We start from the raw sequence: 15,389 nt of genomic DNA, 5'->3' as shown, positions 1-15,389 counted from the left end.
ACCAAAACTGCAACTCCGGAAACCGTAACACGCCTCCCGCGCTCCCGCCGCCCCTTCGTGTGCGGGCGCCGCGCGGGAACCTCCGGACGTGCCCGCGAGTTGGTCTCCGGGAGCCCGGGGCGCAGCCCCTCGGCGCCCGGCTCTGCAGGACCCCCAGGACAAGGAGCCCGTCATGGCCACCGACGACGCACCCGAGGTCCGCATCGCCGCGGGGCGGCTGCGGGGCAGGTCCGAGGAGGGCGTCGCCGTCTTCCGCGGCATCCCCTTCGCCGAGCCGCCGGTCGGCGCGCTGCGCTTCGCCGCACCGCGCCCCGCACGCGGCTGGGACGGCGTGCGGGAGGCGCGGGACTTCGGGCCGCCACCGCCGCAGGCCGCCTCGATGGCCGAGGTGCCCGCCGTGCAGCCCGAGAGCGACGACTGGCTGACGGTGAACGTCTGGAGCCCCGACCCCGCGCCCGGCGCCGGCCTCCCGGTCATGGTGTGGATCTACGGCGGCGCGTATCAGAACGGCTCGTCCTCCTCCCCGGGGTACGACGGCGCGCTGCTCGCGCGCGAGGGGCCCGCCGTGGTGGTCACCCTCAACTACCGCGTGGGCGTCGAGGGATTCGCACATCTGGAGGACGCCCCGGCCAATCGGGGGCTGCTCGACCAGATAGCGGCGCTGGAGTGGGTGCGGGACAACGTGCGGGCCTTCGGCGGCGATCCCGCGCGGGTCACGGTCTTCGGCGAGTCGGCGGGCGCCGGGTCGATCGCCGCGCTGCTCGCGACGGAGCGCGCGGCGGGGCTCTTCCGGCGCGCCGTGCTGCAGAGCGTGCCCGGCACGTATTTCTCCGCCGGGCTGGCCGCCGACATCGGCGCCGCGATCGCGGGGGAGCTGGGGCTGCGGCCCACGGCCGCCGACCTGTCCACGGTGCCGCCCGGCCGGCTGCCGGCCGCCGGCGACGCGATCGCCGCGAAGATGCGGCAGCACGAGGCGCGGTGGGGCGCAGTGGCCCACACGCCGACGCCCTTCTCGCCCGTGGTGGACGGCGAGCTGCTGAGCCGTACGCCGTGGGAGGCGGTCGCCGACGGCGCCGCGCGGGACGTCGCGCTGCTGACCGGGCACACCCGCGACGAGTATCGGCTGTTCCTCGCCTGGGAGGGGCTGCCGGTCACGGTGAGCGAGGAGCGCGCCGACACCGCGCTGCGGGTCTTCGCTCCGGGACCCGACGGGCCGCGCCGCTATCGCGAGGGCTTCCCGGGGGCAGGGCCCGCCGAGCTGTGCGAAGTCGTCCAGTCCGACTGGCTGTTCCGCATGCCCACGCTCGCCCTGGCCCGCGCACAGTCCGAGGCCGGCGGCAGCGCCCATCTGTACGAGCTGACGTGGCCCGCGCCCGCGTACGACGGCGCCTTCGGCGCCTGCCACGCGCTGGACGTGCCGCTCACCTTCGGCACCCTGGACGCCGACATCGCCCTGCTCCTGCTCGGCGACGCGTCGAACGCCGGCGCCCGGGAGCTCTCCGCGTACATCCGCCGCGCCTGGACCCGCTTCGCCACCGAGGGCACCCCGGGCTGGCCCGCCTACGACACGACCGACCACCACACCCAACTCCTCGACACCCCGCCGACTTTGGCTCCGTACCCGGAGACGACCTCCCGCGCTCTGTGGGAGCACCACGCCTTCGGGCCTCTTCCGCTGCTCGCCGAATAGCGCTCCGCGCACTCCCCGTACTTCGCGGCACTTCGCGCCGAATCATCAACTCGCAATAGAGAGTTCATGAATTCGGGCTTCCGGAAGGGCTGGAATTCGCCCTAGGGTGAGGGCATGAGGCAGCAGCGGAACGGGCTTTCTGCGCCCGTGCTCACGCGACGGCGCCACGTGGATCTGGCGCTCGTGTGCAGTGCTGCCTGTCGCGGCGTGGGCTGAGCCGCTCGGCGGCTCGGCCGTCCTTCCTTTTCCCGGTTCCCGCCGGACCTTTTCGGCTGCCCGACTGTTCGGCTGCCCGAAATAGGAGCCGTTTCCCAGGGGCCGGGCTCTCCTTTTCCCTCACCCTCACGGGAGTTCAGCATGTCCGACCCCCTGCGTTTTGCCTATTGGGTTCCCAATGTCAGCGGCGGGCTGGTCACCAGCACCGTCGAGCAGCGGACCGACTGGGGCTACGAATACAACCGCGAACTCGCGCGGCTGGCCGAGCAGAACGGCTTCGAGTACGCACTCAGCCAGGTCCGCTACATGGCCAGCTACGGCGCCGAGTACCAGCACGAGTCGGTCTCCTTCAGTCTCGCGCTGCTCCTCGCCACCGAGCGGCTCAAGGTGATCGCCGCCGTGCACCCGGGCCTCTGGCACCCCGGCGTGCTGGCCAAACTGGGCGCGACGGCCGACCACCTGTCGGACGGGCGCTTCGCGGTGAACGTGGTCAGCGGCTGGTTCAAGGGCGAGTTCACGGCGCTGGGCGAGCCGTGGCTGGAGCACGACGAGCGGTACCGGCGCGCGGAGGAGTTCATCACCGCGCTGCGCTCCATCTGGACCGAGGACCACGCCGAACTGGCCGGCGACTTCTACCGGATCAGGGATTTCTCGCTCAAGCCGAAGCCGCGGTCCACCCCGTATCGCCCGCACCCGGAGATCTTCCAGGGCGGCAACTCGACCGCGGCGCGCGGCATGGCGGGCCGCGTGTCCGACTGGTACTTCTCCAACGGCAAGGACTTCGCCGGAGTGGAGGAGCAGCTCCGCGACGTACGGGCCTCGGCAGAGAAGGCGGGGCGCGCCGCACCGCCAGGCTTCGCGCTCAACGGTTTCCTCATCGCCCGCGACACCGAGGCCGAGGCCCGCGAGACCCTGCGCGAGATCGTCGCGAAGGCGGACACCCGCGCCGTGGACGGCTTCCAGCAGGCCGTACAGCAGGCGGGGCGGTCCACGTCGGACGGCAAGGGGATGTGGCAGGACTCCTCGTACGAGGACCTGGTCCAGTACAACGACGGCTTCCGCACCGGCCTCATCGGCACGCCCGAGCAGATCGCCGAACGCATCGTGGCCTACAAGCAGTTGGGCGTCGACCTGCTGCTTCTCGGCTTCCTGCACTACCACGAGGAGGTCGAGTACTTCGGCCGCCGCGTGCTGCCCCTCGTACGCGAACTGGAGGCGCAGCTCCCCGACGACGACCGGCGGCCGCAGTCGCTGACCACCGCCGCCCGCGCCTGACCCCGTACGCGCCCCGCACCCCGCCCCCGTAAAGGAGAAGCACATGAGCACCGTCGCCCCCGCCGACTGGCAGTCCCTCCCCACCCCCGAAGGACCCGAGGAGTGGCTCGCGCGCGCCTCGGAGGTCTCCGCCGTGCTGGCCACCGATGCCGCGGCCCGCGACAAGGCGGGCAAGACCCCGTACGCGGAAGTGCAGTTGCTCAAGGACTCGGGGCTGGTCACCCTGCTCGGCCCGGTGGAGCACGGGGGCGGCGGGCAGGACTGGCCGACCGCGTACCGGGTGGTCCGCGAGGTGTCCAAGGCGGACGGCTCGATCGGCCAGCTCCTCGGCTACCACTACCTGTGGAACTGGGCGGCCCGCCTGGTCGGCACCCGCGAACAGTGGGAGGAGGTGGAGAAGCAGGCGGCCCAGAACCAGTGGTTCTTCGGCGGCGCGGTCAACCCGCGCGACGCGGACGTCGTGGTGCGCGACGAGGGCGAGACGATCGCCTTCACCGGCCGCAAGTCCTTCTCCACGGGCAGCAAGGTCTCCGATGTGACCGTGCTGGAGGGCGTGTTCGAGGGCAGCGAGGAGGGCGCGGGGCACGTCTTCGCGATCGTCCCCTCGGACAGCGAGGGCCTGACCTTCCACGACGACTGGGACAACATCGGCCAGCGCCTCACCGAGAGCGGCGGGGTGAGCCTGGACGCGGTGCGGGTGCCCTGGTCGGGGGCGGCGGGCTACGTGGACAAGACCTTCCAGCCGCGCGTCTACAACACCCTCAACGTGCCCACGATCCAGCTCGTGTTCGCCAACCTCTACCTGGGCGTCGCCGCCGGCGCCCTGGAGACCGCGCGCGCCTACACCACCAACAGGTCGCGGCCCTGGCTGCACGGCGGGTACGAGCGCGCCGTGGACGAGCCGTACGTGATCGACACCTACGGCGACCTGACGGCGAAGCTGTGGGCCGCCGAGGCGCTCACCGACCAGGTGGCCCAGGAGGGGCAGGCGCTGCACGAGGACCCGGACGCGGTGACCGAGCAGGCGCGCGGCGAGTTCGAGGTGCGGGTGGCCGCGGCCAAGGCCCGCACCACGGACGTCGCGCTGGAGGTGACCAGCCGCGTCTTCGAGGTGACCGGCGCGCGGGCCACCGCCTCGTCGGAGGGCCTGGACCGCTTCTGGCGCAACGTGCGCACCCACACCCTGCACGACCCGGTGGCCTACAAGCGCCGCGAGGTGGGCCGCCACGTGCTCACTGGGGAGCTGCCGCAGCCCACGTGGTACTCGTAACCGCGCTGGTCACCCGGCGTGCAGCGTGACGTCGTGGTGAACCGTTCCCCCAATGCCTCCGAGCAGGACGAAGGACGCCTCGGGGGTGTGACCGGGTACGGAGGCGATCACCGTGTAGCTGCCCGGTTCGAGGCCGGCGATGCGGTAGGCGCCGCGCACCGTGCGCACGCCGCCGCGTCGCTGCCCGCCTGAGCTGACCACCGTGATCCAGGCGGTGTGCCCGGCGGGGTGATCGGCGCAGCGGACGGTGCCGGCGACGGCGCAGGTGCCGGAAGCGGAGTCGCCCGTTGCTGCGGTCTTCGTGGCGGTGGGCGCGGCCGTACGGGTTGAGGCGGCCGGCGCCGGGGCCGGAGCCGGGGCCGGGGTCCGCGTCGCGAACTCCCCCGCAGGCGGCGGCACTTGATCGCCCGCCACCGCCCCGTACGAGGGCGCGCTCACACCCCCGTACGCGGGCAGCGGTCCCGTCGGCAGGCCGCGTTCGGCGCTGAGCGCGGCCAGGCACTCGTCGAGCGCGGCCAGTTCGCCGAGCGCGGCGTACAGGGCCGGGCTGCGCGGTCCGGCGGGCGCCCGCAGCGCGGCCTGGACGTCGCGGATCAGCGGGGTGACCCGGGTCCACTCGGCGGGGCCTTCGCCTTCGCCCCGTACGGGCGCGCCCGCGGCCCCCGCCGCCGTGTGCCGGATCAGCGCGTCCAGCGAACCGCTGAACGTGGCGAGGATGTCCCCGAGGTCGGCCCGCAACCGGGGCGCCATGTCGATGTCGGTGTCCGCGGTACGGGCCAGCCGGCGCGCGTGGCTGGTGGCGTTGTCGAAGAGGGCGAGCAGGTTGTCGCCTCCGCGCCGTACGCCGCGCGGCAGCCGCACCAGCGGGCGCACCGCGCTCTGCACCTGGAAGTGCGCGGCGTCCACGGCGCGGGCCGCGCCGCGCAGCCGCACCGGGCTGTCCTGCGCGCTCCAGCGCTCCCGCGTGAGGTCCAGCAACTCCCGTACCGATTCGAGGTATCCGCGCTCGGTCTCGCGCAGGATGCGGCCCGTGGAGAGCGGCAGGATCAGCGCGGCAGCGAGCGTGGCGAGACCCATCCCGACACCGTTGTCGACGAAGCGCTGCGCCAACAGCACGTCCAGGCTGCCGGGCGTGGTGAAGCCGTAGAGCTGGACCAGCGCGGTCACCAGGCCCGCGACCCAGATCGCGTACTGGCGCTGCATCCCCCAGGCGCCCACCGACACCGCGACCACGATCACCGCGAGGCTCCACAGCACGTGGGTGGGCCCGATCAGGTCGTGCAGCGCGATGCCGAGGACGGCGCCGACGACGGTTCCGACCAGGCGGCGCGCGGTCTTGCGCAGGCGCTCGTGGGTGGTGCTGGTGCCCGTGAGGGCGATCATCACGCCGATGATGCCCCAGTAGAACTTCTGGCTGTTGATCTCCTCGGCCACCGGCAGCACGGCCGCACCGGCGACCGCCGCCTGCAGCGCGGCGCGGAACGCCGGACTGAGCCGCGGCCCCTTTCCGCCCTCGGCGACCCGCTGCGCCGCGGCTCCCGCGCCCGCCGGGCGGCCGCCCTCCAGCGCGACGCCGGTGCGGAAGGGCACCTCGCCCGCCGAGGTGGGGGTCGCGTCGCCCAGTTCCAGCCAGTGCGCGAGCGAGGCGGCGAGGGAGTCCAGGAGGTCGGCGATCCGCCGTGCCTGCGCGCCCAGTTGAGGGCCGTCAGCCCCCGTGCCTGCGGCTTCGGCCCGTACGGCCTCTGCCTGCTCGCGTATCCGGTCGGCCGCGGGGCGCAGCGCGTCGGCGCGGCCCAGCGGGGTGTCCCGGGTGAGGACCAGCGCGACGACCAGGGCCTCGCGCAGCGCGGGCGGGAGCGCGGCGCGGTCCATCTCCTGCACGGCGCGCCCGATCCCGTGCAGCGCGAGCTCCGCGTCGAAGAGGTGCTGGTGCAGTTGCTCGGCGGCGGACGGGTCGGCGGCCGACTCGGGCTGCGCGAGCCTGCCGTCCACGGTGAGGGTGACCACGTTCATGCGGGACAGGGCGCGGCGCATGCGCTTCACGGAGCGCTCGGGGTCCGCGTTGCCGTCCAGCGCGGAGGCGGCGGCGTCCGCGAAGCGCCGGGCCTCGACCACGAACGCGCGCTGCGTGCGGATCAGGTCCTCGCGCGGCGTCGGCCTGCACAGCACGAGCCGGGCCGCCACCAGCGCGAGCACCACCGTGACGGCGATGATCACGAGCCCGCCGAGGGCGCTCGGCGGGATGCCGATGATCACGCCGCTGAGGTAAGCGGAGAAGAACACGGCGGCGGAGTACAGCCCGATCTTGCCGAGCCGCGTCACGTAGAGCTGGGCCGCCAGGACCACGACCAGGACGCCGAGTTCCACGGTGTGGTGTGCGTGCAGCGCGGCGCTGAGCGCGAGCCCGCCGCTGAACGGGATTACCGTCCACAGCAGCCACTTCGCGAGCCCGCCCGGGGTGTTCTCGCCGACGGTGATGCTGGTGATCATGCCCTGCATGCCGCCGACCATGAGCCCGAACAGGACGGGGGCGCCCAGCAGTACGGCCATCCCGTAGCCGGCGGCGAGCCCGGCCACCATCGACACGGCGGTGCGCCAGCCGGTCTGCAGCCGCCCCAGCCCGGGGTCGGCGGCGAGGACCACGTCGCCCCAGCTCCGGCCGGCGCCGACGCGGTCTGGCACGAAGGGACGGCGGGACGTACGGGATGTGGCGGGTCGTGCGGGGGCGGGCGCGTGCACGCTCAAGTGGGCTCCGGTTCTCGGGTGCGGCGGTTCGGCTACTGCCGTTCTCGGCTGCGTACGAGCGCGCGCCGCTAATCGGGAGCCGCGGGCTCCTCCGGAACCGACCGCGCGTCCCGCGCACCGGACTCCTCCGGCGCCTCCAGCGCGTCCAGCAGCGTCGCGACCGCCTCGGTCGCCGCCGCCACCACCGCCTCGGGGTCCTCGACGCGGCTGCGCAGCCGCTCCAGCAGGAAGGCGGCGGTGCGCCGCCGCCCCTCCTCCAGGACCCGGGCGCCGTCGTCGGTGAGCGCGACGTTCACCACCCGCATGTCGCGGGCGTCCCGTGTGCGCTCGACCATGCCGCGCTCCTCCAGCTCCCGTACGGCGACGGTGATGCGCGGCTGGGTCAGGCCGTGCCGTACGGCGAGTCCGGTGATCCGCTGCGGGCCCTCCTCCAGGGAGGCGAGCAGCGTGGCGTGGGTCCGGGACATCCCGAACTCACCGGCCGCGAAGAGGTCGCGGGTGAGCTTTCCGAGGCCCACCTGCAGGCCCTGGGCGGCCTGGGCGATGCGCCGCTCGTCGTCCGGAGGACCGTGCGACGAGGATAGATGCATAGCTCAACTATATGTTCCGGGAGGCGCCTGCCCCAAATCCGCTGGGCAGGCCGCCCCCGGTGTACGTGCCCGGACCGCGCGCTCAGTCGCCGCCGCGCGCCCCGTCGAGCGCCACGGTCAGCCCGCGCAGCTCGTACCCGCCGATGCCCTCCTGGAAGGACACCCGGGGCTCGCTCGCCATCCGCACGCCGGGCAGCGCGAACAGCCGGGTCAGGAACGCGTCGGTCTCCAGCACCGCGATCGTCGCTCCGGGGCACTTGTGCGGGCCGTCGCCGAAGGAGAGGCCGGGGGCCGCGCCGCCGTCCGCCATCTCGCGTGCGGGGCACAGCCGCTCGGGGTCGGCGCCGACCACCCGCTCGTCGATGTTGGAGCGGTCGAGACGCACCTCGACGATCTCGCCGGCCGGCACGGTCACCGCTCCCCCGCCCTCGCCGTCCTCGGGGAGCTCCAGCGGCTCGGTCGTACGCCGCCGAAGGCTGCCGAGCACCGGCTCCAGGCGCAGCATCTCGTGCAGCACCGCCAGCCGCTCGGGCTCCTCCGCCTTCCGGTAGCGCTCCCGCAGCGCGGGGTCGGTGAAGAGGTGCCAGGCCGCGAGGTTCACGAACTCCCGCGTGGTGACCATGCCGGCCGCGGCCACCGTCAGGCACTCGCCCAGCACCTCGCCCGCCGAGCAGCCCTCGTCCAGCAGGTGCGAGATCAGGTCGTCGCGGCGGCGTGTGCGGCGCGCGCGGACGGCCGGGCGCACGTCGGCGAAGTAGAAGCGCGCCCAGTTCACGTTCTGCCTGACCATCCAGTACAGGCCGTGCGCGCTGGTCAGCCCCGGCTTCCCGAAGCGCTCGGGGAAGAAGCTCTCCAGGCGGGCGCGGATGCCGGGGCGGCTCTCGGTGAGGCCGATCACCGCCGAGGCCACCTCGATGGCCAACTGGAAGCTGAGCCCGGACAGTTCGGCCCTGCCCTCGCGGCGCAGCACGTCCATCTGCCGCTCGGCCACCTCGCCCATCAGGCCGCGGTACTCCTCGTCCACCCGGCGCGGGGTGAAGAAGCGCGCGGTCTGGCGCCGGTGTTCGCGGTGCTCGGGCCCGTCCCGGTAGAGCACGGGGCGCCGCAGCGTGGAGGGCATCTTCTCCATCGTCTCCACGCCGAGCCCGGCCTGCACGGTGCCGGTGCTGCGCAGCACGGCGCGCGACGCGCGATACCCGTGCACCTGCCAGACCCCGCCGGGCCCCCGCCGGACCGGGCACTCGCCCGGCGCCGCGAGCTCACCCGCCGCCGTCCGCTCGATCTTCCGTGCGCCCGGCTCCTCGCGGCCCACCCGTGGTTCCTCCCCTCGACCGGCGCTCCCCGGCGCCGTCACGTCAACTCCCCACCCGCGCGCGGGCGTTGCTCAGCCGCCTTGCGGGGTGCGCTCGCACCGTACGCCGTACGCCCCCGGAAGGAAACGGTCCACCCAACGGAACAGCAGGGCCAGCGCTATGGCGAAGACCAGCACCAGCGAGGTGTTGGTGAGCGCGGTGGCGTAGCCGCGCGCCGCGACGTCCAGGAAGGGGTACGGGTACCAGCCGGTGACCGCGCCGTGCAGCAGCGTGTAGGCGAGCCACGCGAGCGGCCAGACGAAGGCGCGCACCAGGGTCGCCGCGTCCATGCGCCCGCGCGGCCCGAACAGCAGCCAGCCCAGCAGCGCGGCGGGCGGCGCGACGTAGTGGAAGCCGGAGGTGACCCACAGGCCGATGCCGCTCACCTCGATGTCCGGCGCCAGGACCAGCGCGAACACCAGCCCCGTGATCACGATCCCGATCAGCGCGTCGGCGCGCAGCACCCGGCGCAGCGGCCCGTCGCGGCCGGGGAAGAGCAGCAGGTCGGCGCAGCTCAGCGCGACCAGCACGTTGCTCTGCACGGTGAAGTAGCTGAACATCTGCACCAGTCGGGCGCCGGCGCCGGTGTGCGGGCCCGTCGAACCGGAGTTGACGTCCTCGCCGCCCTGTACCACCAGCACGACCTGGGTGAGCAGCGCGGCGAGGACGACGGCGAGCAGCGCGCCGTGCCACAGCCGCGCGGCGCCCTCGTACGCCGTGCGCTTCCGCACCGGCTCGACAGTCGGACCGCTCATCGGTTCCCCGCTTCCCTCGCACCCGCGCCCCGCCAGGTCACGGCGGGGCGCTCTTGATCGTTCCCACGGTATGCGATGAGTTGGGACGCCCTGCCGGGTCGGTACGGGGTGAGGAACGGGGAGACGGCGTACGGGAGGAGCGGGGCCCATGGACGAGGCGGTCGACTTCACGGGGCAGACGCGGCTGGTGGCGGCACTGGCGGAACGGGTGCCCGACGCGCGGCTGGAGGACCCCACCCCGTGCGGGGAGATGGCCGTGCGCCATCTGCTGGGGCATCTGACCGTCCTGGCCGGTGCGTTCGCCGCCGCCGGGCGCAAGGACTTCGGCCCGCAGACCGACACCCCTCCCGACACCGGCCGTCCCGACCTGGACGCGCGCTGGCGCGAGGAACTGCCCGAGCGACTGGCCGCGCTCGCCCAGGCGTGGCGCGACCCGAAGGCGTGGGAGGGCGAGACGCGGGCGGGCGGCTTCGACATGCCCGCGCCGGTCGCGGGCCGGGTGGCCGTGAACGAACTGGTGCTGCACGGCTGGGACCTGGCCCGCGCCACGGGGCAGCCCTACGCGCCGGATGAGGCGGCGCTGCGGCTGTCGTACGAGCTGGTCGCCGCGACGCCCGAAGGGCCGGAGCGCGCGGGGATGTTCGGGCCCGTCGTGCCGGTGCCGGAGGACGCGCCGCTCCTCGACCGCGTACTCGGGCTGAGCGGCCGGCACCCGGACTGGACGGCGCCCCGCTAGGAGCGCGGACGGCAGTACGCGGAGGAGCGCGGGGAGGAAACGGCGCGCTCGCGCGCGGCTACGCCGTACGCGGCCGACGGCCCTCAGGTATCGGGCCCAAGTTGGGCCCAGTGGCGGGCCGTCGGGCGCCCGGTTCCCTTGGAGGGCACCTGCGGCTGCGCGACGATGCGGAGCACCGAGGCCCTGCCGTACGGGCCGGGGCCGCACCGCATCGCAGATCGGGGGATCGTGATGCTCATCGTGACGGTCGACCAGTATTCGGGGCTGCCGAACCCCTCCTGGCACGTGGACGAGGAGACCGCGCGTGACGTGCTGCGCAAGGTGGCCAGGAACCGCGATGTCACGGCCACCGAGGAGTCGGGCCACCAGGGCCTGGGCTTCCGCGGGTTCGAGCTCCAGCTCACCGACGACGTGCACGCCGCCAAGTACGGCCTGCCCGACCGCTTCCGCATCGCCAACGGCGGCTCGGGCGACGAGGAGAAGGGCACGGAGATCGCGCAGCAGCTCGTGGACTCCATGCCGGCCGGCGAGACCTCGCTGACCGGCGACCTCGAACTGGACGACACCGTGCGCCGGCACATCCTCGACAACCTCTCGCGCGGCACCGACTACGACCCCAGCGCGACGGACGCGCCGCCCGGCGCGCCCGAGCCGCCGATGCCCACCGAGGAGGGGCGCCGGGTCGAGCCGGGCGGCGAGGAGTCGGGCACCAACGGGCGCGCGGCCTGCCAGTACTGGGCGACCGCGTTCAACCCCGCCTTCTGGAACAACGACCCCAACGTGCGGGTCAACAACAACTGCTACAACTACGCGGTCAACCGGCGCACCAACACCTTCGCGCAGCCAGGGCGCGCGCACGGGGTCGCCATCTCGCCGATCCAGTGCGACAAGGTCATCGCGGGCGTGCTCGCCGACGGCGCCCGCCAGTGGGGCAACTGCTTCCCCGCGGGCACCGGCGGGATCTGGCTGATGGCGCTGGTGGTGGCGCCGAACTACGACTACCACTGGTACCGCTACAGCGCCGAGGGCTTCTGGGGCCACAAGCCCGGGCAGACCGCGGCACGCAACACCGACAACGACGGCAAGATCGTCTACAGCCCGTACTACGCCTCGCGGGCGCCGTACACGAACTTCTGCGGCTACTTCCAGTGCGCCTACACGATGACGATCCGTTGAGCGCAGGCCCAGGACCCGCCCCCGCGACGGTCGTGCTGCATCTGTACAGCGGCCGCCGCGACCCGGAGTTCGCCCTCACCGGCGCCGAGGCGTCCGAGCTGCGCGCGCTGCTCGGGCGCCTCACCGCGCCGGGCCACGGCACGGCCCTGCCGGCCGCGCCCGCGCTGGGCTACCGCGGCATCACCGTGCGCCTGCCGGACGGAGGGCTGAGCGTGTACCGGGAGACCGTTGAGGTCTCCGGTGAGCTGGAACGCGACGCCGGCTCGCCCCAACTGCACGATCCGGCACACGCGGTGGAGACCACGCTGGTCACCTGGGCCCGCGCGCACCTGGGCGCCGACCTGCCCTATGCGTGGATCCCGGAGCCGCGGGACGAGGAGGAGGGGCCGGGCTAGGGAGCGGCGGTACGGGGGCGGCACTGGAGCGGGCCGTGCGCGGCGAGTGCGGGTGTCCGCCGCGGCGGGGCGCGGGTGTTCGTCGCAGCTGAGCGCCGTTGTTCGTCGCGTACATGCAACCGATGGGCGGGTGCGCCGCGTCCCTGGGGGCAGCAGTCGATCAAGCTCCGGGTGGTGAGCCGCCGGGGAGTGCGCGCACGGGTGCGACGGGAAGCGACCGGCTCGTCGGCCGCGCACGGGGCGCCGCGTGATCACTGCCCCGGCCAACGAGACGCCTACGCCTGGAGTTTGCATGTCACCCGCACGCGAGACGTCCGGCCCGCGCGGCCGGCGCCGCACCGCGCTCGGAATCCTCTTGTTCGCCCTCGTCGCCGCGCTGGTGGCGGGGGTATCGGGGTGTTCGCCCTCAGGCGCGGACAAGGGCTCGGGCACGAGCAAGCAGTCCGCCGCGGGCGACGACCCGGCCGGAGTCGCCGGGGGCAAGGCGGCCGCCGGCCGACAACTGCTCCAGAAGGGCGGCGGCGGCAGCGGCCTGTACCCGCGCGCGATCCGGCTCCAGCACAGCGGCAAGGACAACGGCCGCGTGCTCGCCTCGACCGTCACCTTCGACGGGGACAACGGGCTCGGCGCCATCCACGAGAGCACCGACGGGGGCCGCAGCTTCCAGCAGGTCGGCAAGATCGCCGACCCCGCCGCGTCCAAGGGCAAGGGCCAGTGCTGCGGCACGCTCTACGAACTGCCGCGCCAGATCGGCGACATGAAGGCCGGCACCCTGCTGTGGGCCGCCTCGCCCGGGCAGGACGAGAAGGGCCGGCGGATGAGCGTCCGCGTCTTCAAGAGCACGGACACCGGCCGCAACTGGTCCTACCTGTCCACGGTCGCCAAGGCGGACAACGACAAGGGGCTGTGGGAGCCGGAGTTCTCCGTCGACGCGCAGGGCCGGCTCGTCGCCCACTACTCCGACGAGACCGACCCGGCGCACAGTCAGAAGCTCATGGCGGCGCGCAGCACCGACGGCAAGAAGTGGACCGGGCACCACGCCACCGTCTCCTCGACGAACAAGCCCGACCGTCCCGGCATGGCCGGGGTGCGCCGCCTGCCCGACGGCACGTACTTCATGGTGTACGAGATCTGCGCGCCCTCCGGGAAGTTCGCCTGCGTGGTGCACTACCGCACCTCGAAGGACGGCTGGGACTGGGGCGACCCGAAAGACCTGGGCACCCGGCCTGAAACCGCCGACGGCCACTACTTCGCGCACGCGCCGACGGTCTCCTGGGCCCCCGAGCCCGGCAACCCCAAGGGCAAACTGATGCTGATCGGCCAGGTCGAGTACGCCAAGGACGGGCAGCGCACTCCCGGTGCCCGCTCGGCGATGTGGACCAACAGCGACAACGGCAAGGGCGCGTGGAAGCCCGCCAAGGCGCCGGTGTCGATCACCTCCGACAAGATCGACTTCTGCCCCAACTACAGCTCCACGCTGCTGCCCGGCAAGGACGGCAAGAACGTGACGGAGATCGCCACGGACTACGAGGGCAAGACCTGCAAGCCGTACGCCGCGACGGGGCCGGCGCACTGAGCGCCTGACGCCTGACCGGTAAGGGGCCCTGGGTTGATCCGGGGCCCCTTACGCGTATCCGCTTGCGCGCGTCCGCCTAGGGTGAGCGCATGCCGCTTGTCGAGGTCACCCACGCCCCTGACGTCCCGGAACCCGTTCTCCGCGAACTCGCCGCCGTACTCCCGCACTTGGTGTCGCTCGCCGTGGAGTGCCCCGAGGAGCCGTACGACGGCGAGCTGAGGCCGGGCGACGTGGAGGTCCGCTTCCGCGCGCTCGGGCCGCTGGACCGCAGCGGCCCGAACGCCGTGGTCGAGGTGCGGTCGAAGTGGACCGAGAGCCGGGCCGCCGACCGGCAGCAGCGGGTGGACCTGCTGCACGCGCGCATCGCGGAGGCCACGGGGCTGCGCGACTTCGGCGTCTACCTCGCGCTGCCGGTCGCCGCCTGGGCGCAGGACGACTGAGCGCGGCGACCTCAGGCGCCCTGCGTTCCCGCCGCCTCGCGGGCCTCCTCCACCAGCGCAGCGAGGCGGGCGTGGTGGGCGCCCGGCCAGTAGAGGCGGTCACATGAGGTGCAGCGCGTAAAGCTGTCGTAGGTGCGCCGGGTGCCGGCGGGGAGCCGGTGGGCGATCTCCGCCTTGGCGACCGGGACCAGTTCACCGTTGCAGGACGGGCAGCGCGTCCACGGCGCGAGCGGCACCGCGAAGCGGGTGAGCACGTCCGTGAGCTGCGCGTCCGGGCGGCTCCCTCGCACGTACGCGCCGAGCCACAGCGCCCGGCGCCGCAGCAGCCCGCGGTCCTGGGTGAGCAGGATGCGGCGCCGCTCGTTGGCCTCGGCGACCAGCGCGGCGTCCTCCGCGTCGTTGCGGTACGCGGTGTCCACGCCGACCAGCCGCAGCCGCCGGGCCAGCGCGCCGAGGTGCACGTCCAGCAGGAAGCGCGGCACCGAGGGCGCGCCTCCGGGCAACGGCTGGGGCCGCTGCACCCCCACGACCTCGACCACCTCGCCGGGCCGCGGCCGGTGCGCCGCCGTCACCTCGCCCTCGCCCCCGTACGGCGCCCCGACCACGTACAGCGCCCCCACCTCGGTCAGCGGGACGCCGGCGGACTGGACGAGGTGGCCGAGCGAGGAGGTGCCGTCGGGCGGGCGGCCGACCTCGCCGTCCCTGTCCCGGGCAGGCAGGAAGAAGCGCAGGTCGGGCGGTATGCGCAGGCGTACGTCTGGGGCGGGGGCGGTCACGCCGGGGCCCGCGGCGTGGACCGCACCTCGAATCCGCTCAGCCCCTCGGGCGCGGCGTCGGCGGTCCGCACTTCGTCCACCCGCGCGGCGGGCGGCCCCTGGCGCGCCCAGTCCACCAGCCGGTCGACGGCCTCGGGTTCGCCCTCGAAGTGGGCCTCGACGCTGCCGTCCGGCAGATTGCGCACCCAGCCGCGCACGCCCTGCTCCTCGGCGACGGTGCGGCAGGTGTCGCGGAAGTAGACGCCCTGCACGCGGCCGGTGGCGGTCACGCGCTTGCACGCCGTACTGGAGGTCATCGCGGTACTCCCTCTCGCCTTCGCTTCCTCCCGCCTCTCTCTCACGCCGCGCCCCGACGCGCCAACCGACGGCCTCCCGAGCCGCCCGCTCCGCGGGTAGG

At 73.8% G+C, this 15,389-nt stretch carries 14 protein-coding genes; 8 read left to right on the top strand and 6 right to left on the bottom strand.

Features of this window, described 5'->3' with window-relative positions; translation table 11 throughout:
- The first annotated feature begins 172 nt into the window (after nucleotides 1-172).
- From ABEE00_RS14425 to ABEE00_RS14415, 3 genes are all read left to right on the top strand, one after another.
- Nucleotides 173-1,690, top strand: coding sequence for a carboxylesterase/lipase family protein (locus ABEE00_RS14425; protein ID WP_345745830.1), 1,518 nt, complete (start codon nucleotides 173-175; stop codon nucleotides 1,688-1,690).
- A gap of 357 nt (nucleotides 1,691-2,047) precedes the next feature.
- On the top strand, nucleotides 2,048-3,181 hold the full coding sequence (gene sfnG / locus ABEE00_RS14420; RefSeq protein ID WP_345745829.1) for a dimethylsulfone monooxygenase SfnG: 1,134 nt from the start codon (nucleotides 2,048-2,050) through the stop codon (nucleotides 3,179-3,181).
- Nucleotides 3,182-3,224: 43 nt separating this feature from the next.
- Nucleotides 3,225-4,451, top strand: coding sequence for an acyl-CoA dehydrogenase family protein (locus tag ABEE00_RS14415; RefSeq protein WP_345745828.1), 1,227 nt, complete (start codon nucleotides 3,225-3,227; stop codon nucleotides 4,449-4,451).
- Nucleotides 4,452-4,460: 9 nt separating this feature from the next.
- On the opposite strand, the gene ABEE00_RS14410 is transcribed toward ABEE00_RS14415, so the two are convergent.
- The 4 genes from ABEE00_RS14410 to ABEE00_RS14395 all read right to left on the bottom strand — a co-directional run bounded on the left by ABEE00_RS14410 (nucleotide 4,461) and on the right by ABEE00_RS14395 (nucleotide 9,893).
- Nucleotides 4,461-7,133, bottom strand: a complete 2,673-nt coding sequence (locus ABEE00_RS14410; RefSeq protein ID WP_345745827.1) for an FUSC family protein — start codon at nucleotides 7,131-7,133, stop codon at nucleotides 4,461-4,463.
- Nucleotides 7,134-7,264: 131 nt separating this feature from the next.
- Nucleotides 7,265-7,786 (bottom strand): MarR family winged helix-turn-helix transcriptional regulator, encoded by a 522-nt coding sequence (locus tag ABEE00_RS14405; protein WP_345745826.1) that lies wholly within the window; start codon nucleotides 7,784-7,786, stop codon nucleotides 7,265-7,267.
- An 82-nt stretch (nucleotides 7,787-7,868) separates the two neighbouring features.
- Nucleotides 7,869-9,098, bottom strand: a complete 1,230-nt coding sequence (locus ABEE00_RS14400; RefSeq protein WP_451918571.1) for a cytochrome P450 — start codon at nucleotides 9,096-9,098, stop codon at nucleotides 7,869-7,871.
- Nucleotides 9,099-9,170: 72 nt separating this feature from the next.
- Nucleotides 9,171-9,893: a Pr6Pr family membrane protein gene (locus ABEE00_RS14395; RefSeq protein WP_345745825.1), complete on the bottom strand. Its 723-nt coding sequence runs from the start codon at nucleotides 9,891-9,893 to the stop codon at nucleotides 9,171-9,173.
- A gap of 148 nt (nucleotides 9,894-10,041) precedes the next feature.
- Here ABEE00_RS14395 and ABEE00_RS14390 point away from each other — a divergent pair, with 148 nt between their 5' ends.
- The 5 genes from ABEE00_RS14390 to ABEE00_RS14370 all read left to right on the top strand — a co-directional run bounded on the left by ABEE00_RS14390 (nucleotide 10,042) and on the right by ABEE00_RS14370 (nucleotide 14,216).
- Nucleotides 10,042-10,629: a TIGR03086 family metal-binding protein gene (locus tag ABEE00_RS14390; protein WP_345745824.1), complete on the top strand. Its 588-nt coding sequence runs from the start codon at nucleotides 10,042-10,044 to the stop codon at nucleotides 10,627-10,629.
- Between the two features lie 165 nt (nucleotides 10,630-10,794).
- Complete coding sequence (locus ABEE00_RS14385; RefSeq protein ID WP_345745823.1) at nucleotides 10,795-11,805, top strand: hypothetical protein; 1,011 nt, start codon at nucleotides 10,795-10,797, stop codon at nucleotides 11,803-11,805.
- Entirely contained in the window at nucleotides 11,802-12,200 is a 399-nt protein-coding gene (locus tag ABEE00_RS14380) for a hypothetical protein (protein WP_345745822.1), read from the top strand. Before ABEE00_RS14385 ends, ABEE00_RS14380 begins: the two co-directional genes overlap by 4 nt.
- Before the next feature lie 292 nt (nucleotides 12,201-12,492).
- The gene (locus ABEE00_RS14375; protein ID WP_345745821.1) at nucleotides 12,493-13,776 is read left to right on the top strand and encodes a sialidase family protein; all 1,284 of its coding nucleotides are present in this window, start codon (nucleotides 12,493-12,495) and stop codon (nucleotides 13,774-13,776) included.
- 89 nt (nucleotides 13,777-13,865) lie between these two features.
- Nucleotides 13,866-14,216 carry a hypothetical protein gene (locus ABEE00_RS14370; protein WP_345745820.1) on the top strand — a complete coding sequence of 117 codons (351 nt, stop codon included), beginning with the start codon at nucleotides 13,866-13,868 and terminating at the stop codon, nucleotides 14,214-14,216.
- Between the two features lie 11 nt (nucleotides 14,217-14,227).
- Here ABEE00_RS14370 and ABEE00_RS14365 read toward each other — a convergent pair whose 3' ends face one another.
- Entirely contained in the window at nucleotides 14,228-14,992 is a 765-nt protein-coding gene (locus tag ABEE00_RS14365; RefSeq protein WP_345745819.1) for a Mut7-C RNAse domain-containing protein, read from the bottom strand.
- Nucleotides 14,989-15,288, bottom strand: a complete 300-nt coding sequence (locus ABEE00_RS14360) for an acylphosphatase (protein WP_345745818.1) — start codon at nucleotides 15,286-15,288, stop codon at nucleotides 14,989-14,991. Before ABEE00_RS14360 ends, ABEE00_RS14365 begins: the two co-directional genes overlap by 4 nt.
- Nucleotides 15,289-15,389: the final 101 nt, after the last annotated feature.

Source organism: Streptomyces odontomachicola (genome assembly GCF_039605595.1).
Classification (GTDB): Bacteria; Actinomycetota; Actinomycetes; order Streptomycetales; family Streptomycetaceae; genus Streptomyces.
This window is presented reverse-complemented; position numbering and strand designations above follow the sequence as displayed.